Annotated in this window: 16 protein-coding genes; 4 read left to right on the top strand and 12 right to left on the bottom strand. The window is 71.1% G+C overall.

The window, feature by feature from the left end; genetic code table 11:
* Positions 1–431 precede the first annotated feature (431 nt).
* Entirely contained in the window at positions 432–1,238 is an 807-nt protein-coding gene (locus ACSQ2B_RS00345) for a Crp/Fnr family transcriptional regulator (protein ID WP_436046456.1), read from the top strand.
* Here ACSQ2B_RS00345 and ACSQ2B_RS00340 read toward each other — a convergent pair.
* Both ACSQ2B_RS00340 and ppc read right to left on the bottom strand, forming a co-directional pair.
* Positions 1,235–2,641, bottom strand: a complete 1,407-nt coding sequence (locus ACSQ2B_RS00340) for an AMP-binding protein (protein ID WP_436046455.1) — start codon at positions 2,639–2,641, stop codon at positions 1,235–1,237. The genes ACSQ2B_RS00345 and ACSQ2B_RS00340 overlap by 4 nt on opposite strands.
* A gap of 159 nt (positions 2,642–2,800) precedes the next feature.
* Positions 2,801–5,491: a phosphoenolpyruvate carboxylase gene (ppc, locus tag ACSQ2B_RS00335; RefSeq protein ID WP_436046454.1), complete on the bottom strand. Its 2,691-nt coding sequence runs from the start codon at positions 5,489–5,491 to the stop codon at positions 2,801–2,803.
* A gap of 90 nt (positions 5,492–5,581) precedes the next feature.
* Between ppc and ACSQ2B_RS00330 the strand changes: the two genes are divergently transcribed.
* Positions 5,582–6,862: an amidase gene (locus ACSQ2B_RS00330; protein ID WP_436046453.1), complete on the top strand. Its 1,281-nt coding sequence runs from the start codon at positions 5,582–5,584 to the stop codon at positions 6,860–6,862.
* A 150-nt stretch (positions 6,863–7,012) separates the two neighbouring features.
* On the opposite strand, the gene ACSQ2B_RS00325 is transcribed toward ACSQ2B_RS00330, so the two are convergent.
* Together ACSQ2B_RS00325 and ACSQ2B_RS00320 are read right to left on the bottom strand one after the other, a co-directional pair.
* Positions 7,013–9,532: an ABC transporter permease gene (locus ACSQ2B_RS00325; protein ID WP_436046452.1), complete on the bottom strand. Its 2,520-nt coding sequence runs from the start codon at positions 9,530–9,532 to the stop codon at positions 7,013–7,015.
* Positions 9,529–10,212: an ABC transporter ATP-binding protein gene (locus tag ACSQ2B_RS00320; RefSeq protein ID WP_436046451.1), complete on the bottom strand. Its 684-nt coding sequence runs from the start codon at positions 10,210–10,212 to the stop codon at positions 9,529–9,531. Before ACSQ2B_RS00320 ends, ACSQ2B_RS00325 begins: the two co-directional genes overlap by 4 nt.
* A 54-nt stretch (positions 10,213–10,266) precedes the next feature.
* On the opposite strand from ACSQ2B_RS00320, the gene ACSQ2B_RS00315 reads away from it, so the two are divergent.
* Positions 10,267–10,911: an arylesterase gene (locus tag ACSQ2B_RS00315; RefSeq protein ID WP_436046450.1), complete on the top strand. Its 645-nt coding sequence runs from the start codon at positions 10,267–10,269 to the stop codon at positions 10,909–10,911.
* Here the strand turns inward: ACSQ2B_RS00315 and ACSQ2B_RS00310 are convergent.
* From ACSQ2B_RS00310 to rlmJ, 8 genes are all read right to left on the bottom strand, one after another.
* Positions 10,908–11,495 carry a sugar transferase gene (locus ACSQ2B_RS00310; protein ID WP_436046449.1) on the bottom strand — a complete coding sequence of 196 codons (588 nt, stop codon included), beginning with the start codon at positions 11,493–11,495 and terminating at the stop codon, positions 10,908–10,910. The two genes, ACSQ2B_RS00315 and ACSQ2B_RS00310, sit on opposite strands and share 4 nt — an antisense overlap.
* Before the next feature lie 272 nt (positions 11,496–11,767).
* Entirely contained in the window at positions 11,768–11,959 is a 192-nt protein-coding gene (locus ACSQ2B_RS00305; protein WP_436046448.1) for a hypothetical protein, read from the bottom strand.
* A 224-nt stretch (positions 11,960–12,183) separates the two neighbouring features.
* Positions 12,184–12,864, bottom strand: a complete 681-nt coding sequence (locus ACSQ2B_RS00300; RefSeq protein WP_436046447.1) for a cytochrome b/b6 domain-containing protein — start codon at positions 12,862–12,864, stop codon at positions 12,184–12,186.
* The gene (locus ACSQ2B_RS00295; protein ID WP_436046446.1) at positions 12,864–13,358 is read right to left on the bottom strand and encodes a c-type cytochrome; all 495 of its coding nucleotides are present in this window, start codon (positions 13,356–13,358) and stop codon (positions 12,864–12,866) included. Before ACSQ2B_RS00295 ends, ACSQ2B_RS00300 begins: the two co-directional genes overlap by 1 nt.
* A gap of 78 nt (positions 13,359–13,436) precedes the next feature.
* Entirely contained in the window at positions 13,437–15,575 is a 2,139-nt protein-coding gene (locus tag ACSQ2B_RS00290) for an AsmA family protein (RefSeq protein WP_436046445.1), read from the bottom strand.
* Between the two features lie 70 nt (positions 15,576–15,645).
* Positions 15,646–16,206, bottom strand: a complete 561-nt coding sequence (locus tag ACSQ2B_RS00285; protein ID WP_436046444.1) for a sugar transferase — start codon at positions 16,204–16,206, stop codon at positions 15,646–15,648.
* 79 nt (positions 16,207–16,285) lie between these two features.
* Complete coding sequence (locus ACSQ2B_RS00280) at positions 16,286–17,041, bottom strand: hypothetical protein (RefSeq protein WP_436046443.1); 756 nt, start codon at positions 17,039–17,041, stop codon at positions 16,286–16,288.
* 100 nt (positions 17,042–17,141) lie between these two features.
* Positions 17,142–17,978, bottom strand: a complete 837-nt coding sequence (rlmJ, locus tag ACSQ2B_RS00275; RefSeq protein WP_436046442.1) for a 23S rRNA (adenine(2030)-N(6))-methyltransferase RlmJ — start codon at positions 17,976–17,978, stop codon at positions 17,142–17,144.
* 79 nt (positions 17,979–18,057) lie between these two features.
* Between rlmJ and ACSQ2B_RS00270 the strand changes: the two genes are divergently transcribed.
* On the top strand, positions 18,058–19,176 hold the full coding sequence (locus tag ACSQ2B_RS00270; RefSeq protein ID WP_436046441.1) for a DNA topoisomerase IB: 1,119 nt from the start codon (positions 18,058–18,060) through the stop codon (positions 19,174–19,176).
* Positions 19,177–19,299 lie beyond the last annotated feature (123 nt).

The raw sequence follows: 19,299 nt of genomic DNA, 5'->3' as shown, positions 1-19,299 counted from the left end.
TGAAATGAATAGCGGCCACACTAGCCGAAGCCTGTCGAGCGCAGAACACCTCGTTCGGCGCGGTCGCCACGTTCCGGGCCTGGGCTCGTAGGTTTTGTTGCGCCCAGTCCTCCCCCCTGATCCTTCCGTCGAAAGGAATGCCGCGACACAAATCGGCTTTCCAACAAATAAATGGGGCAATCTGATCTGATGATCATCAGGGACGCTGGAACAGGATTCGAAAGACATCCCAACTACATTTGCGATGCGTCATGGGGCCGATACCCTGGGCCGTTGGGCTCAGGGACATGGGTGCGCGCCTTGGTCATTCTGGGAGCGGCAAAAAGCCGACCTCAGGTTGCGCTGCTTTCCTTTCTGTTGAAGTTTCCCGGGGGCGGCATTAGATCGGACTGCGGCTTTGCTCGAGCCGCCTATCAAACAGGTGAAGCCGGATGACGGGTCGGTTGACGCCTCGGCCGGTCCTTCGGCCGCTTGAGGCGGTCGTACGCCGCTTGCGGCACATGTGCCCGTTGTCGGACGCGGAGCTTGGCCTCCTGCGCAGCCTGGGCGCCCACCGCGAACGTCACGCCACAGGCGAAGAGCTGGTCTCCGAAGGCGCCGCCGCCTGCCGTCCGCGATTCCTGCTGTCTGGGTGGGCCTGCCGCCAGCGCGTGCTGCCCGACGGCCGCCGCCAGATCTTCGGCTTTCTGCTCCCGGGCGACGGGTTCGCCCTGCACCGACGCTTCAGGCCGGAGCTTTCGACCATCGCGGCGCTCACGGCGCTGGAGACCGTCGACGCCGAGCCGGCGCTGGAGGCCGTGGACGGGGGCCGCGCACCCGGGCTGGCGCTCGCGCTCGCCGCCATCGAACCGATCGAGCAGAAGCAGTATTTCGACCACATGATGCGGCTAGGCCGGCAGACCGCCTACGAACGGGTCGCCCACCTCCTGCTGGAGCTGCAGCGGCGGCTCGAGATCGCCGGCCTGGGCGACAGCCAGCGGTTCCCCCTGCCGCTCACCCAGGAAATGATGGCCGATGCGCTGGGCCTGAGCATCGTCCACGTCAACCGCACCCTGCAACAGCTCCGTCGCGAGCGCCTGATCGAGCTGCGGTCCGGCGTCACCATCCTGCTGCAGCGCGACCTTCTGGCCCGCATCGCCGACTTCCAGCCGCCGCCACTCCGCACGCCGCCAGCCGCCTCGGCTACAGCCAGTCCGCGCGCCGAGGTGAGAGACGCATCGGCGCCGAGCGGCCCCTAGGACTTGGCGAAGAGGTCGGCGTAGGTCTGGCGCAACAGGTTCTTCTGCACCTTGCCCATGGCGTTGCGCGGCAGCTCGGTGACGAACAGGATCCGCTTGGGCGCCTTGAAGGCGGCGAGCTGGGCGCGGGCGGCGGCGATCAGCGCCGGCTCCTGGCCCTGGCCGATCACCACCGCGACCACGCCCTCGCCGAAGTCCGGATGCGGCAGGCCGATCACGGCGCTTTCGACCACGCCCGGCATCTCGTCGAGCACCAGCTCGACCTCCTTGGGATAGACGTTGTAGCCCCCGGAGATGATCAGATCCTTGGCCCGGCCGGAGATCCAGACCCGGCCGTCCGGGTCGCGCCGGCCGACGTCGCCGGTGATGAAGAAACCGTCGGCGGTGAACTCCTCGGCGGTCTTCTCGGGCATCCGCCAGTAGCCGGAAAAGACGCTGGGGCCGCGGATCTGGATGACGCCCGTCTCCTCAGCCCCGCCGATCCGCAGCTCGACGCCCGGCAGGGGAAAGCCGACGCTGCCGGCGACACGGTCGCCGTGCAGCGGATTCGAGGTGATGATCGCCGCCTCGCTCATGCCGTAGCGCTCGAGGATGCGCTGGCCGGTGCGCGCCTCGAACTCGGCGAAGGTGGATTCCAGCAGCGGCGCGGAGCCGGAGATGAAGACCCGAACGCGTCCAATGCTCTCCCGACCGAAGGCGGGATTGGCGAGGAGTCGGGTGTAGAAGGTCGGCACCCCCATCATCACCGTCGCGCGCGAAAGCCCCGCGAGCACCTCCGCGTCGACGAACTTCGGCAGCCAGACCATCGGGCAGCCGCCCAGCAGGGCGCAATGCAGGGCGACGAACAGGCCGTGGACATGGAAGATCGGCAGGGCGTGCAGCAACACGTCATCGGGCGAAAAACCCCAGGCGTCGTAGAGGGCGAGCGCATTGGACGCCAGATTGCCGTGGCTCAGCATGGCGCCCTTGGAGCGCCCCGTGGTGCCGCTGGTGTAGAGGATGGCGGCGAGGTCCGAGGCCCTCCGCGGCGTGGTCGCCGGCGACGGTTCGGCCGGCGCGCCGGCGAGGAAGGCCGCGGGATCGGTGACCAGCAGCTTCGGCCCGGCGTCGGCGCGGAAATAGTCGACCTCGGCCTGGGTGTAAGCGGCGTTCAGCGGCAGGAAGACCGCGCCGGCTTTGAGCACGCCGAGATAGAGCATCACGCCCTCGACGCTCTTCTCCGCTTGAAAACCGATCCGGTCGCCAGGCTGCACGCCTTCGGCGATCAGCCGCGCGGCGATGCGGCCCGCGCCGGTTTCCAGCGCGCCGTAGCTGACCTCCGAGCCGTCGCTCAGCAGGAAGGCCGGCCGGCTCCGGTCGGCGGGGAAACGGGAGGCCAGCAGGACGTAGAGGTTCTCGGACATGGGAGCTTCGTTAGCGAAGACGGCGTCCGGCCGCAAAGCCCCTCCACCACTTCGTGGTCCCCCTCCCCTAACGGGGGAGGAGATTCGACGCAGCGGCGCGCGCTCTCCTCCCCCTCTGGGGGAGGGGGACCGCGAAGTGGTGGAGGGGGCCGCGCCGCCCTACCCCGTGTTCCGCAAGCCCGCCGCGACGCCGTTGATGGTCAGGTGGATGCCGTTGCGGACGGCTTCGCTGTCGTCGCCGGCGCGCAGGCGGCGGATCAGCTCGATCTGCAGGTGGTTGAGGGGGTCGATGTAGGGCAGCCTCGCGCGGATGACGGCGGCGAGGTCGGGGTTCTTCTCCAGCAACTGCGACTGGCCGGTGATCTTCAGCACCGCCTCGACGGTCTTCTCCCACTCGGCGCGGATCTGGTTGAAGACCGCGTCGGCCAGATTGCGGTCGGGCACGAGGCTGGCGTAGCGGCCGGCGATCGCCATGTCGCTCTTGAAGAGCACCATCTCCATGTTGGCCAGCGTCGCGGCGAAGAAGGGCCAGCTTTCGGCGAACTCGGCCAGGGTCTCCAGCGGCACGCCGGCCTGCTCCACCGCCGAGCCGAAGCCGTACCAGCCCGGCAGCATGGCCCGCGACTGCGACCAGGAGAAGACCCAGGGAATGGCCCGCAACCCCGCCAGGGTGCGCGCGCCCTGCCGCGCGCTCGGGCGGCTGCCGATGTTCAGGTCGGCGATCTCGCTGATCGGGGTGGCGGCATGGAAATAATAGACGAACCCCGGGGTCTCGACGATCTTTCGGTAGGCCGTCAGCGACGCCTGGGCGAGCGCGTCCATCGCCTCGCCACGTCCCTGCCCCAGTTCGTCGGCCGGCGGCCGACGCAGCGACGCGATGACCACGCCGGCGGTCAGGGTCTCCAGGCTCTGCCGGGCGAGCTCGGGATCGGCGTATTTGTTGGCCACCACCTCGCCCTGTTCGGTGATGCGGATGCGGCCGCCGACGGTGCCGGCCGGCTGGGCCAGCAGGGCGTCGAAGCTGGAGCCGCCGCCACGGCCCACCGCGCCGCCGCGGCCATGGAACAGCTGCAGCTTCAGCCCCGCTCCGTGCACCACCTTGGCCAGGGCCCGCGAGCCCTGGAACAGCTCCCAGGTCGAGGTCAGGTAGCTGCCGTCCTTGTTGGAGTCCGAATAGCCGATCATCACCTCCTGCAGCCCGGGCGCCTGGAGAAGCCCGTGGATCAGCGGCAGGCCGAGATAGCGCTTCATCGTCTCGGCGGAGGAGCGGAGGTCCTCGATGGTCTCGAACAGGGGCTCGGCGAAAATCCCGGTGCGCGCCGGCTCGCCAGGGGTGAAGACCCCGACCTCCTTCAGAAGCACATAGACCTCGAGCAGGTCGGAGACCGAGGTGGTGTTGGAGACGATATAGGCGCGGATCGCTTCGACGCCGTAGAGCCGCGTCACCTCGGCGGCGACGCCGAGCGTCTCCAGCTCCCGCCGGGTCTCGTCGCCATAGGCGGCGTAGGGCGAGGCGAGCAGCCGCCCATGGCCCAGCTCGCGGATCAACAGGTCGCAGCGGGCCGCCTCGTCGAGGGCCGCATAGTCGGGGCAGACGCCGGCGGTCTTGAGCAGCTCGGCCACCACTCGCTCGTGCACGGCCGAGTTCTGACGCATGTCGAGCGTCGCCAAGTGGAAGCCGAAGATGTCGACGGCCCGGATCAGCTCCGGCAGCGGGCCCGCGTCGAAGACCTCGCCATGCTGGACCTTCAGGGACTGCAGGATGGTCTGCAGGTCGGCCTTGAACGCCTGGGATGTGGCGTAGGGCTCGGCCTCGAGGGTCGAAGGCCTGGGCGGCGTCTCGTCGGTCAGGCGGCGATAGGTGGCGGCGAGGCGTGCATAGACGCCTGAAAGCGCGAGCCGATAGGGCTCGTCGGCCCGTTGCTTGGAGGGGTCCTGCGCCTGGGCGGCCAGGGCGGCCAGCTCGGGCGTCACCGCCGTCAGCTCCGCCGAGATCGAAAGTTCGGCGCCCAGCGCATGCAGCTGGTCGAGATAGAGCTGCAGGGCGGCCTTGGCCTGCCAGGACAGGGCCTGACGCATCACCTCGCCGGTGACGAAGGGGTTCCCGTCCCGGTCGCCGCCGACCCAGGAGCCGACCTTCAGGAAGCTGGCCAGGTCCTTGACGTCCAGCACCTCCTGCCAGTGGGCGTAGAGCTGGGGCAGGACGGTCAGGAAGCTCCGCTCGAAGAAGGAGACGGCGTTCCAGATCTCGTCGGAGACGGCGATCTTCACCCGCCGCAGCAGACGGGTGCGCCAGAAGATCGAGACCTGCCGGGCCAGCTCCCGCTCGACGGCGGCGCGCTCAAGCTCGCCGGACGCCTCGTCCAGCCGGTCGAGTTCGTGGGTGATGGCGCTTTCACGGTCCAGCACGCTCTTGCGTCGGACCTCGCTGGGGTGGGCGGTGATCACCGGGGCGATCAGGGCGCAGGCCAAGAGCTCGCGCACCGCCTGCGGGTCCACGCCCTCGGCGCCCAGGGTTCGCAGCGTGCCGGCCAGGGTGTCGGGACGGGTGTCGCCGGCCCGGCCGCGGCGGCGCTGGATGTGGTCCTCGGCGATGTTGGCGATCTGCAGGAAGCAGGCGAAGGAATGGGCGAAGCGCACGGTTTCGGCGAGCGACAGCGCGCCCAGCCGCTCGCCCATCAGCCGGGCGGCCTCGTGCGTGCCCTCGCGGTGGAAGGCGACGGAAGCGCGGCGGATGTCCTCGATCTGGTCGAACACCGCCTGGCCGTCCTGGGCGCGGATTACGTCGCCGAGCACACGGCCAAGATAGCGGACGGCTGAGCGGAGCTGGTCGGGCAGCGGCTGGGTCATGCGGGATCAAAACGCCAAGCGCGCGGCCGCGTCATCTGGTTTCCGCCACACGCCTCGGCGATAGTTCGCCCAAGTCACAAAGGACGGCGCATGACCCCCGAGGAGTCCCTGGCCCGCATCCGCCGCTACGACGCGCGCCTGAAGGCCTTCGTGCGCACGTTCGACCCGCCGCTGACCGGGGACATGGCGGGGGGGCCGACCTTCGCGGTCAAGGATTTGATCGACGTGGCGGGCGCGCCCACCGGCGGCGGGGCCATGGTCCCGCTGGATCCCAACCCGCACAGCCACGCGGTCGTCGTCGAGCGGCTGCTGCAGGCCGGCTGGAGCGCCGTCGGCAAGACCCACACCGTCGAGCTCGCCTTCGGCGCCTGGGGCACCAATGCGGCGGTCGGGGCGCCCTGGAACCCCTGGGACGCCAAGGTCCACCGCGCGCCGGGCGGCTCCTCGTCCGGCTCGGCCGTCGCCGTAGCCGCCGGCCTCTGCGACGCAGCGCTCGGCAGCGACACCGGCGGCTCAGTGCGCATTCCGGCGGCGATCTGCGGCGTCGTGGGTCTCAAGCCCGGCCGCGGCCTGGTCAGTTTGAGGGGCGTGCACCCGCTGAGCCCTGCGCTGGACACCGTGGGAACCATCGCCGCCGACGTCGCCACCGCCGCGCGGATGCTGGGGCTGATGTCCGGCCCCGACGGAGCAGCGGCCGAGCGCGACCCCTTCGACCCCGATGAGGCCCTGGCCGCCGACGTCCGCGGCCGCCGCCTGGCGGCCAGCCCGCCCGACCACCTCGGCGTCCTCCATCCGGAGGTCGCGCGCCTTTATCTTGAAGCCCTGGACAAGCTCCGCGGCGCCGGCGTGACCGTCGACATGGTCCCGCCGCTCAAGGCGCTGGACGAGTCCTTCGCGCCCAACGGCCTGATCATGGCGGGCGAAGGCTGGCGGCACTGGCGCGACCGAATCGCGGCCCAGCGGCCGGTGATGGATCCCTGGATCGTCCGGCGCTTCGAATCCGGCCGCGGCTTCACCGATCGCCACCTGGAGGAGGCCCATGCGCGGCGCGCCGCCGACCAGGCCGCCCACTACGACTGGATGGCGCCCTACGACGGGCTCGTCTCGCCCACCTGCCCGATCCCGGCCCCGCCGATCGCCGAGGTCGACGAGACGACCTCGCCGCTGTCGCGCCTGACGCGGGCCGCCAACTATCTGGACCTGCCGGGGATCACCGTCCCCTGCGGCCTGACCCACGAGGGCCTGCCGGCCGGCCTGCAAATCCTCGGCAAACCCCGGGACGAGGCCGCCGTGGTCAGCTTTGGCGCCGCTTTCGAGCGGGTGTCCGGCTGGAACGGGCGGCGGCCGGATTTGAGCGGGTTCGAGGGCTAGCGCCGCCCCCCGGGCCCCGTCCCGGCCACCCATGAACGTCGAAGGCGCTGGACGATCTCCGTCTCGCCGTGTGCATGGGTTCCCGGCACGAGGCCGGGAATGACGATAGCGGAGGGGCGGAGCCGGGCGATGACGGAGAAGGGCGGCCCCTCACTCGTCCCTGAGCGCCGGCGCCGGCCGTTTTGACAGGGCCTGAAACGCCGCGAGCAGGCCGCCCAGGCCCGCCAGCAGGGCCGCGCCGGCGAGCAGCGCCGCGACGCCGGCCCAGTCGACGCGCCAGTGGGCCTGGAAGACCTTCACCACCACCGGCCAGGCCGCCGCATAGCCGAGCGCCACGCCCGCGATCCCGGCGATCAGGCCGACCGCGCCGTACTCCAGGCCGTACGCGGCCAGGATCTGCCCGCGCGACGCGCCCAGCACCTTGAGGATGGCCGCCTCGCGGATCCGCGCCCGGGCGCGCGCGGCGATCGCGCCCGCCAGCACCAGCAGCCCCGCGAGCGCCGCCACCGCCGCCGCGCCGCGCACGGCCAGGGCCAGGCGGCCAAACAGCTCCGTCGCCGCCTCCAGCTGCTCGCGCACCGAAATCACGTTCACTTCGGGAAAGTCCGCGCCCAGCGCGCGGACCGCGGCGGCCTCCTGGGCGCGGCTGGCCTTGGCGATGGCCACCTCGTGCAGCTCTGCGCCGGCGAGCGCGTTCGGCGTCAGCACCAAGGGGAAGCTCGCCCCGAAGGCGCCGAACTCGACCTTGCGCAGCGCCGCCACCCTGGCCTCGACCTCACGGCCAAGCACCGAGAGGGTGACGCTGTCGCCGACCTTCAGCTGGGCGGCGCGGGCCACCTCCACATCCATCGCCAGCAGCGGCGGTCCGGCGTAGTTCGCCGGCCACCAGCGGCCTTCGACGACGGCGGCGTTCGGCGGCTCAGGCCCGATCGCCGAGAGGCTGACGTCGTTGTCATAGGCCCACCGCTCCCCCTCGGGGATCTGCTTGCGGTCGACGGGGCGTCCGCGCAACAGGGTGATCCGCCCGGTGAGGTAGGGCGCGCGCAGATAGGTCTCACGGGTCAGCGGGCTGGCGAAGGCCCGGGTCAGCGCCTGGTCGAAGGCCTGGGCCCGCTCGGCCGGGATGTCGGTGAAGACCAGGGCCGGCGCGGTCTGCGGCGCGACCTCGGCGACCTCGCCCAGCAGACTCGACTGGATCAGCACCACCGCCGACAGGAGCGCCACCCCCAGGCCGATGGCGGGAGCCGCGGTGCGCGCCGCCGAGCGCGGTCCGGCGAGGTTGGCGAGCGCCAGGCGCCACGGTCCCTGCGCCGCGGACCTGAGGCGGCCCGCCACCACGGCCGCGCCGCGTCCCAGCAGCCAGAGCAGGGCGAAGGCCGCCGCCACTCCGCCGATCATGATCCCCGCCGCCAGCCGGCTGGGCGCCGCGGCCACCGCCAGGGCGGCCAGGCCCGCGGCCGCCAGCACCGCCCCGACCGCCTCCGGCCCGAAGCGGACGCCGGCGGCCAGGTCGCTGCGGAACAGGCTGGCCGGCGGGGTGGCGCGGGCCCGCCCAAGCGGGGCCAGCGAAAAGGCCGCCGCCGACAGCAGGCCGAAGGCGCCCGCCTTGAGCAGCGGCCAGGGATAGACGGCGAACAGCGCCGGAACCGGCAGGTCGTTCTTCACCACCGCGCCCAGGACCAGCGGCGCTGCGGCGCCGAGCGCCAGTCCGATCGCCACGCCCAGAGCCGCCAGCAGGCCCACCTGGACGAGGTAGAGGTTGCGCACCAGGGCGCCATCCGCCCCCAGCGCCTTCAGGGTGGCGATCACCGGCTTGCGCGCCTCGAGATAGGCGCTGACCGCGCCGAAGACGCCCAGACCGCCCGCCACCAGCGAGGCCAGGCCGATGAAGCCGAGGAAATATTCCAGCTGGTCGATCAGCCGGCGAATGCCGGGGGCGGCGTCATTGCGGTCGCGCACCCGGCCGTCGGAAACCTTCACCGCCCGGGCCAGAGCCGCCTTGCCGGCGGCGAGCGGAACGCCCGGCTTCAGCGCCAGCCGCGCGGTCTCCACGAACGGCAGGCCAGGTGCGGCGAACCCGCCCTGCTCCACCACCTCGATCCGGGTCAGGACGCGCGGCCCGAGCGCGAAGCCGCGGGACATCCGGTCCGGCTCCTGCACGAGCACGGCGCGGGCCACCACCGGCGTATTGCCCACCAGGAACCGGTCGCCGAGCTTCAGCTGCAGCCGGTCGAGCAGGGCCTGCTCCACCGCGGCCCCGGCGGCGTCGCCCTCGGGCGTCAGCGCTTGCGCCAGCGAGCCCGCACCCACGAGCTTGACCTTTCCGGCCAGCGGATAGTCGCCGCCGACGCCGCGCAGCTCGACCAGCCGGCGCTCGCCCGAAGGCGCTTCGGCCATGGCCCGGTTGGCAAGGGCATAGGAGACCTGGCCCAGGCCCTCGATCGCCGCGCGCTCGGCGGGCGTGAAGTGGCGCTGGCGCACGGAAACCGCCAGGTCGCCGCCGAGGATCTCGCGCGACTGGCCGGCCAGCCCCTGGCGGAAGGCCTCGGCTGTGGAGCTGGCCGCGGCGATCGCCGCCACGCCCAGCGCCAGGCAGGCCAGGAAGATGCGGAAGCCGCGCACGCCGGCGCGCAGCTCGCGCGCGGCGAAACGCACGGAAAGCGGGATCATGCGGCGTCGGCCACCCGTCCATCGCGCAGCCGCACGGCCCGGTCGGCGCGCGCCGCCAAACGCTCGTCGTGGGTCACCAGCACCAGGGCCGCGCCCGTCTGGGCGGTCAGGTCGAACAGCATGTCGGCGACGCGGCCGGCGTTGGCGGCGTCGAGATTGCCGGTCGGCTCGTCGGCGAACAGCAGCGCCGGAGCCGGCGCCAGCGCCCGGGCCAGCGCCACCCGCTGCTGTTCACCGCCGGACAGCTGGTGCGGATAATGCCGCCTTCGCTCGCCCAGGCCCACACGCTCCAGCCAGGTCCGGGCGGTGGCCGCGGCGTTCGGCGCGCGGGCGATCTCGAGCGGGGCGGCGACATTCTCCTCCGCCGTCATGCTGGGCAGCAGGTGGAAGGCCTGGAAGACCAGGGAGACCCGCCCGCGCCGCAGGCGGGCGCGCCCGTCCTCGTCGAGCCGGGCGAGGTCCTGGCCGAACAGCAGCACCCGGCCGCCGCTCGGCTGTTCGAGACCGGCGGCCACGGCGATCAGCGAGGACTTGCCCGAGCCCGAGGGCCCGACCAGGGCCACCCGCTCGCCGGCGGCGACGCAGACGTCGAGGCCGCGCAGGATCTCCACCGGCCCCGCCGCCGACGGCAGGGTCAGCGCGACGTTTTCCAGGACCAGCAGATCGGCGGCGTCGGACAATGGCGATCTCGTACGTTGGAGCGGGGGCGGCTCCCCCCTAAATAGGACGTCGACATGGTCGACACATCCGCGCCCTTCGTTTCCCGCCGCACCCTGCTCGCCCTGCCGCTGCTTGGGCTCGCGAGTCCGGCGCTGGCGGCGCGCGGCAAGGTCGTCACTCTGCTGGGCGACTCGATCACCGCAGGCCTGGGGCTTCCGGCCGCCGACGCCCTGCCCGCCCAGCTGCACCTGGCGCTGAACCGGTTGGGGGTCGCCAATATCGTGCGCGGCGCCGGCGTGTCCGGCGACACCACGGCCGGCGGCGCCGCGCGGGTCGACTTCAGCGTTCGGCCGGACACCGCCGTCGTCGTCGTGGCCCTGGGCGGCAACGACCTGCTGCAAGGTCTCGATCCGCGGGCGACCCGCGCCAACCTGGAGAAGATCCTCGGCCGTCTCGCCGCGCGCCGCATGGGCGTGGTGCTGGCCGGGATCACCGCGCCGCCGGAGATCGGCCGCAGCTACGCCCGCGACTTCAACGCCATCTTCGCCGACCTCGCCAGGACCCGCCGCCTCGCCTTCTATCCGGACCTGCTGGCGGGCGTCGGACGCAATCCGGCGCTCAAGCAGTCCGACGGAATTCACCCCAACGCCCAGGGCGTCCGGCTGATCGCCAGCCGCCTGGCGCCAGTGGTGGCCAAGGCGCTGGCGCAGCGGGCCTAGTAGGATCCCTTCTTCGCCAGAACCGCCTGCACCGTGCAGGCGATGATGTAGGCGTCGAGGCCGGCGTGGCGGCGGCGGGCGTAGAGGCTGTCGAGGGCCACGCGGGTGCGGTAGCTGGTGTCGTTGCGGCCGCTGACCTGCCACAGGCCGGTGATCCCTGGCTTGACGGCGCAGTAGTGGTGGAAGCGACGGCCATATTTGGCGACCTCCGCCTCGACGATCGGACGCGGGCCCACCAGGCTCATGTCGCCGCGCAAGACGTTGAGGAGTTGCGGCAGCTCGTCGAGGCTGCTCTTGCGTAGGAAGGCGCCAAGCGGGGTCACGCGCGGATCGCGGCGCAACTTGTGATCCAGCTCCCATTCCGCGCGCGCCGTCGGATCGGACGCGAGCAGATCGGCCAGCCGCTTCTCGGCGTCGACCGCCATGCTGCGGAACTTCAGGCAGTAGAAGGGGCGGCCGTTCCAGCCGATCCTTCGATGGGCGAAGAGGATCGGCCCGCCATCCTGCAGATAGATGGCCAGAGCAACCATCAGCATCACCGGAAGTAGAAACACCAGCAATGCGAGGGTTACGCCAACATTCATTAGCGCCGTAAACGCCTGATCCGAGAAGCGTCTTTCAATGACACGTCCCGAGGTCGACGCTGAAGACTGAGCGTAGGCAATTTCGGACATTTTCTTTTTTTCGGAAGCAAGCTGGACGGAGACATCCCCGCCACGACCGACCGCTCAACTCATCGCTTCGGCGGCAGGTTCCTAGCTAGGACGCGCATTTTTGGCAGAGTTGCGCAAAAGCGACAGTCTCACTCCCGGCAAAATTGTACAGCTCTTTCTACGCCACCGGGCATGGGGAAATGTCAGCCGTAGGCCGGACGCGATTCGAAACGCTGCGGACCGCCTCGCAGGGTCATCTCGACAGCCTGCTGCGCGCCGTCCCGGCTCACGTCCGCGCCGCCGGCGACCGTTCTGCCGTCCTCATCGATAACGCTCCAGCGCCACCCTTCCTCCACCTGGCACAACGAGTAGGCGAACGACGGCAGCACTTGCATCGCAACCTCCAGACACACGCCACGTCCAAACACCCACTGGCTCAGTTGGTTTCGGAGCGTCGATCACATCTTCGCACCTGCAGCATATCATGACGCAAGTGCGAACACGCAAGCTAAGCTTCGGAGTCGTCCTGCCGCTCTGTTGTGAAGCTTCGCTCGCCGGTCGTGCCGTATTTCGCGGCGATCCGAGGGTCAGGCGCGGCCGGGACGGCCCCCTGGAATGGCTAGACGCGCAGGCCCTTGGCTGTCCACCAGGCGACGAAAACCGCCGCCGCCGCGACAAGCACGGCCCGCCAGACGGGCGCAAACGTCAGGGCCGGGTCGGTCTCGAACTTGCCGCGGCCGGTGACCATCGGCCGGACCAGGTCGGCGCGCTTGTAGACCGCGTAGAAGATCACCGCGGCGATGTGCAGGACGACCAGCGCCTGCAAGGCCGAGAAGCTCAGGTGATGCGCCTTGGCGAACACCCGGCCGGTGTCGAAATCCACCCGGTCCGACAAGGGGCCGGACTCCAGCCCGTCGATGTCCACCGAGAACAGGCCTGAGACGACCTGCACGATCAGCGCCGCCAGGATCGCCAGCACGCTCCAGGCGCCCAGCGGATTGTGGCCCGGCATGGCCTTGTGCGCGCGGGACGGCAGGGTGCGGACGTAGGCGAGCGTCGCCCTGGGCCCCCTCACGAAGCTGGCGAACCGCGCGCTCCCCGAACCCAGGAAGCCCCAGAGCAACCGGAACACGATAAGGCCCAGCACGGTGTAGCCGGCCAGCCGGTGCCAATCCATGCGACCGGTCTCGCCGGCCCACCAGGCGAAGCCGATCGACGCGACGAGCGCCCAGTGGACGATCCGCGTCGGCCCATCCCAGAGCCGCGCAGGGACCACCGGCGCGCTGGAGCTGTCCCGCATCAGTGTTTGTCCGGCACGCGGTACTTCTCGTGGCAGTTCTTGCAGGCGCCGCCGGTCGCCTGGGCCTGGGCCTTGATGGCCGCGCCGTCGCCGGCGACGGCGGCCTGCTGCAGCTTGCCGGTCGCGGCCTGAAGCTTCGCGACGGCTACGGCGAAGCCCTGGGGATCGCTCCAGACTTCCGACTTGGCGTCCGTCTTGACGCCGCTTTCCGCGCCGCTGCCCTTCGGGAACCAGTTCGGCATCTGGCTGGCCAGGGTGTTCAACTTCTGAGCGTTGGCGGCGATCAGCGCCGTATCGGGGGAACCCTTCTTACTCTCGTCGAAGATGGTTTTGAACGCCCCGCCGACCTGCTTGTAGTTCTGGTGCCGCCCCGCCGCGGCCTTGCCGGCCGGCGTGTTGGGAACCGGGCCTGTGTCGTGGGCCAGGGCCACGCTTGCGACCATCGCGCCGCTGACGGCGACGACCGCTGCCGTTTTGCCGAACCTGAAGCTCATGTTGGGGCTCACCTTCCCTGAGGAGACGAAGCGGAGATTGACGGCGCGTCGCAGGCGCCGTCAACCGCCGGTGGCCCCTCAGCGCCGCGAGGCGGTCTTCACCGGCGCGCCCTGCTTCGCGGCCTCGGCGATCAGGCCGGCGCAGTTGGCGTCCTTGGCCAGGCCCGGGTCGACGAAGGGCAGGATAAGCGCGAGCGGCGACAGCACGGTCGCCAGGGCCGCGGCGGCCCCGCCCTGGGCGATCGCTCCGCCCGCCTGCACGCCGAGCTTGGGCCGCAGCAGCGACCCCTTGATGGTGACCGGCACCTTCAACCGAACCACTTGGAACTTCTTCGGGCGGCCCTGGGCCGCCAGATCAAGCCGTTCCTTGTCCATGTCCACCGTCCCCGAGCCGGTCACCAGCACCGGACCGGTGTCGAAGACGATCCGGTCGGCGTTGAACACCCCGTCCACCGCCTGGAAGTGCGCCACCCCGCAGCGGATCGGCGTCGACTGCTCGTCCTTGGACAGCAGCAGGCCCAGCCCCTTGACCACGTTCACGCCGAGCAGCTCGGCGAACGCCTTGCGGATCTCGCCGCTGGGAACGGCCAGCATGACTTCGCCATTGGCGTTGGCGAAGGCCTTGTGGACGGAGTCGCCCGCGCCGCGCAGCCTGGCCCGGCCGACGAAGACCCCGGTGACCGGCGTCCCGCCGCCGACGCGGATCGGCAGCAATTGCTCGATCCGGGCGTTCGACAGCCTCAGATCCAGGGCGGTGACCGGGGTCGCCTTGCGGGCGTCGAGCTGGATGGAGCCGCCGATGCGGCCCCGCGGCAGATCGAAGGCGATCGGATCCGCCGTCAGGAGACCCGCGTCGAGCTTCACATGCGCCGAGCCCGACCGCAGATTCACCGGGGCGTTGTGGATCGAGGCGGCCCGATAGGCGACGTCGGCGTCGATCGAGCGGATGCGGTCCACCTTCAGCGTCGAGTCCGGCAGCAGCCGATCCTGGGTCCGCATCACCCGCGCCGTCGCGACCTGCGCCGGCGAGGCCACCTTGCCGGTCTTCGGCGCGCCGCCGAACAGGGCGCCCAGGTCGGCGAAGTCAAGGCTCCGGGTGTGCAGGTCGGCCTTCAGCAGGGGCCGCGGGCGACCGGTCTCGACCGAAAGCTCGCCCGCCAGGTCGGAGCTGCCGACCCGGCCGCCGAGGCCGTCGATCCGCCAGATCCGTTCGTCGCGTGAGAGCCGGCCATGCAGGTTGTAGGGCGGGGTGTTCGGCAGGGCGACGCCGGTGAGGGCGTAGAGGTCGGCGAGATCGGGACCGCGCGCCGTGGCGTTCATATAGAACTGGCCGAGGTCGAATGGCTTGGGCACCGCGCCGCGAGCGGTGACATAGGTCTGCCCGGCGCGAATGTCGGCGTCGAACGGATAGGGCTTGGCCCGGTCGATGTTCAGGAGCGGGCCGCCGGTCACCTGGAGGGTGAAGGGTTCTTCGTTCAGCCGCCCCTCGCCGCGCATCACGAAACCGCGGTTGTTCGCGCCGAGCGCCTCGCTGGCGTTCAGCGTGCCGGTGAAGTTCAGATGCTTCGGCGCGTCGCGGTAGCTCAGCCGGCCGTCGTGGATGACGAAGTCGCGGATTGGCGGCAGCTTCAGCGGCTGCGCAGTCTGGCGGCCGTCCGAGAAATCCCAGTTCTTCCGGCCCTGGGCGTCGCGCAGGAGGGCGATCCGCGGCTGGTCGAACCTCAGAAGCCTAAGATCCACCTGACCGGTGAGCAAAGGGATCAGCCGGATCTGCACGCCGATGCGGCCGATGTCGGCCATCTTGCCCGGCCCCGCCCAGCCCGGGTTGGCGATGCGCACCCCGTCGACCGTGGCCCGCGGCTGCCATGAGAAGGGATGGACCTTGAGGTCGCCGGCGATGGTGACTTCGCGGTGCATGCGCGCTGAGGCCAGTCGCGCCACCGGCCCGCGGAACCAGTTCCAGTCCCAGATCGCGATCAGGATGGCCACGGCGATCACCAGCAGGGCCAGGATCCCACCGGTCCAGGTCAGCGCCTTGCGGCTGGGGGGCTTGATGCGGCCCATGGCGAGCCGATCTCGCGTCGAACGCCAGTGCTCACGGGTCCAGGCCCCGGCGCGCTGCAGCGGCCGGCGCTCGCCCGAGCGGGCGGTGGGCGGCGTCGCGCCGGGTTCGCTACGGCCTGAGGGTCGTGGGGTCGGGTCGGCGTCGTTGGACACGGGGTGAGCTCCCACAGCGCCCCCTGGACGGTTGAACGCACGCGCCCCTGCCCCCAGTTCCCCTCAACACCTAATGGGTTACGCCCCGTCCCGAGACTGCGGCCCGCGCCGTGGCGGCGAGGATCCGCAGGTCGAACGCCAGCGAGCGCCGCTCGAGGTATTCGATGTCGAGCTTCACCTTCTGCGGGATCGGCAGCTCGTCGCGCCCGTTGACCTGCGCCCAGCCGGTCAGGCCCGGGCGCAGCCGGTGGACGCCGCCCGCCGTGCGCAGCGCCACCAGGTCGTCCTGGTTGAAGAGCGCCGGCCTCGGTCCCACCAGGCTCATGTCGCCGATCAGCACGCTCCAGAGCTGCGGCAGCTCGTCCAGGCTGGTCCGGCGCAGGAACCGGCCGATGGGCGTGACCCACTGGTCCGGATCGTCAAGCAGGTGGGTGGCCACGTTCGGCGCGCCGACGCGCATGCTGCGGAACTTCGGCATGCGGAAGATCCGGTTGTCGCGACCGACCCGGCGCGACCAGTGAAGGGCCGGTCCCCGGCTCTCAAGCGGGATCGCCACGTAGAGCCCCAGCAGCACCGGCGACAGCAGCACCAGGCCCGCCGCCGCGCCCGCGATATCCAGCGCCCGCTTCACCCTTCGCCCTTGCTCCAAGCCCCGCCGCCAGACACCTCTGGCCAGCGGCATTTAGGCCGGGAGTCGGGCGCCGGCCAAGTCAGTGCGGCTTCGCCTCACTGTCGCGCGACTTGCGCTTCGGCGTAGGCGGCGGCGCGGGCTTCGCCTCAGGTTTCGTCTTGGACTCGGCCGCCAGCACGGGTTTCTCGGGGATTGCGGCAGGCTCCGGGGCCACGACCGGTTTGGACGCCTGCGCGATGTCGGCGGCGGGCGCCGGCTTGGGGACAGCGGCAGGCTTCGGGGCCGGGACGGGCTCGGGCGCCTGCGCGAGAACTGGCTTGGGGACAGCGGCAGGCTCCGGGGCCGGGACCGGCTCGGGCGCCTGCGCGAGAACTGGCTTGGGGACAGCGGCAGGCTCCGGGGCCGGGACCGGCTCGGGCGCCTGCGCGAGAACTGGCTTGGGGGCAACGGCAGGCTCCGGGGCCAGGTCTGGCTCGGGCGCCTGCGCAAGGTCGGCCGCGAGGGCGGGCTCGGAGATCAACGCCGCCTCCAGCACCGCGGCGCTGACCGGCGCGGACTCGCCGCCGACCGGCAGGGGCGGGTCCTTGTCGCCGGCCAGGGCCACGGCGACGGGGCCGCCGACGGCGGCGGCGATGGCTTCGGTCGCGGGTTCCAGAGCCGCCTCGACCGCCTCAAGGCTTGTCGGCTGCATCCAGCGGGTCATCCACCACCAGGCGGAGCCCAGCAGGGCGGCTCCAGCGAAATAGCCCCAGAGCGGCGAAGCCGCCCCCACTATCACCTCCGGCCGAAACAGCGGCGGGAGCTCGACTTTCGTGGGCCACGACTGTTCAGACACGACAGGCCTCCTGGAGCGTTTATGTTGCGGCGCACACTATCATGCTAAGCGATTTCGCTTGTGCGAAATGTTGTGATCTCGAGGCCCATAGACACGGCGCTTAAAGGCGATAGACGCGCGCCGTTCCGCCCTCCCCCAGGGTTTCGGCCGTCCAGCGGCAGACCGTGTCGAGGAAAGGCTCCAGGCCCTTGTCCGGACCGACCAGCACCAGGGCGCAGCCGTTCATTCGCATGGGATCGGCGAGCGGCCGCATGCGCGTCTCCGCCGCCAGGATCGGCGCGTCAGTCGCATCCTCCAGGTCCCGCAGGAAGGCGTCGAAAGTCTCCAGGTCCTTCAGCGGCAGCCAGACCAGCACCTGGGCGGCCGGATTCATCCGCACCACCGCCGCGGCCGTCCGCACCACCTGGGCATAGTCGTCGGCGCGCTCGAACGGCGGGTCGATCAGCACCAGGACCGGGCCGCCCGGCGGGCAGCGCTCGACAGCGACCGCGAAGCCGTCGGCGCAAAGGCTCTCGGCCGCTCTGCGTCCCTTCAGCGCCGACGCCTTGAGGGTCTGGGCCAGCTCGGCCTGCTCCGGCGGGCGCAGCTCGCAGCCGAGATAGCTGTCCTGCGGTCTGAGCGCCTCGGCCGCCAGCCAGGGGGAGCCGGGATAGCGGGCGAGCTTGTCCCCGCCGTTCAACCGTTTCACCGCCGCAATCAGGGGCGCGAACTCGGCCGGCGCGTCGCGCGCACTCGTCAACCGGCCGATCCCCGCCTCCGCCTCGCCGGAGCGCTGGGCTTCCGGACCGGCGAGGTCGTAGAGGCCGGCGCCCGCGTGGGTGTCGATGATGCGCAGCGGGGCCGGGTCGGACGCTGCGGCCGCGATCAGCTGCAACAGGGCGGCGTGCTTCACCAGGTCGGCGAAATTCCCGGCGTGGAAGGCGTGGCGGTAGTTCAACGGTGCTCCAGACAGGCGGGAAAAGGAACCGGCTTCGCGCATACCACGTTGGCGGCTAGCCGAAGGAGCCGCCATTCTGATGCCCCGGGACATTCCCGCGCCCGCCGCGCCCCTGTCGGAGGGCCCCGAGCACGCAGACACGGCGGGCCTCGTCTATGTCAGCGACCAGGATCCCGGCATCCGCCGGAAGAAGGCCGGGACCGGCTTCGGCTACGTCCGCCCCGACGGCGAAGCCGTGAAGGACGAGGCGACGCTCGACCGGATCCGCGCCCTGGCCATTCCGCCCGCCTGGACCGAGGTCTGGATCAGCCCGAAGCCGCGCGGCCACATCCAGGCCGTCGGCCGCGACCAGAAGGGCCGCAAGCAGTACCGCTATCACGACCGCTGGCGGCAGGTGCGCGACAGCCACAAGTACGACCGGCTGATCGCCTTCGGCCGCGCCCTGCCCAGGCTGCGGCGGCGCATCGAGGCCGACCTGTCGCGGCGCGGCCTGCCGCGGGACAAGGTGCTCGCGGCCGTCGTGCGGGTGATGGAGATCACCCTGATCCGCGTCGGCAACCCGGCGTACGCCCGGCAGAACAAGACCTTCGGCCTGACCACCCTGCGCGACGGCCACGCCACGATCGACGCCGGCCAGACGATTTTCGAGTTTCGCGGCAAGAGCGGCAAGACCCACCGCACCGGCTTTCGGGACCGTCGGCTCGCCCGCATCGTCAAGGCCTGTCAGGACCTGCCCGGCCAGCGCCTCTTTCAATATCTGGGCGAGGACGGCGAACAGCACGCCGTCGAGAGCGCCGACGTCAATCAGTACATCCGCGAGGCCATGGGCGATGACGTCTCGGCCAAGGACTTCCGCACCTGGGCCGGCACCCTGATGGCGGCCCGAGCGCTGATCGCCGCCGAACCATGCGCCAGCGCCGGCCAGGCCAAGCGGACGATCAGCACCTGCGTAAAGGCGGTGGCCGGCGTGCTCGGCAACACCGCCGCCGTCTGCCGCGGCGCCTATATTCACCCCGCGGTGCTGCGGGCCTACGCCGACGGGTGGCTGCAGCTGAAACCGGCCCGGGACGACCGCGACTTCGAATTGGCGGTGCTCCGCTTCCTACAGGCCGCCCGCGACCGCGACCTCGGCGGCGAGACCCAGGCGACGCGCGACATGGTGCGCAGCGCGCCAGCGGGATCCTCCGCCGCCGCCTAGGCCCAGACGCCGCTCCCCCCTTCGGGGTCCCCCTCCCCCTGTGGGGAGGAGAGTCGCGGCCGCAGCTTCTTTCTCCTCCCCCTCTGGGGGAGGGGGACCCCGAAGGGGTGGAGGGGGCTGCGC

Source organism: Phenylobacterium sp. LjRoot225, assembly GCF_964252855.1.
GTDB lineage: Bacteria > Pseudomonadota > Alphaproteobacteria > Caulobacterales > Caulobacteraceae > Phenylobacterium.
The sequence above is the reverse complement of the archived record's forward strand: the minus strand, read 5'-3'. Positions and strand labels throughout refer to the sequence as shown.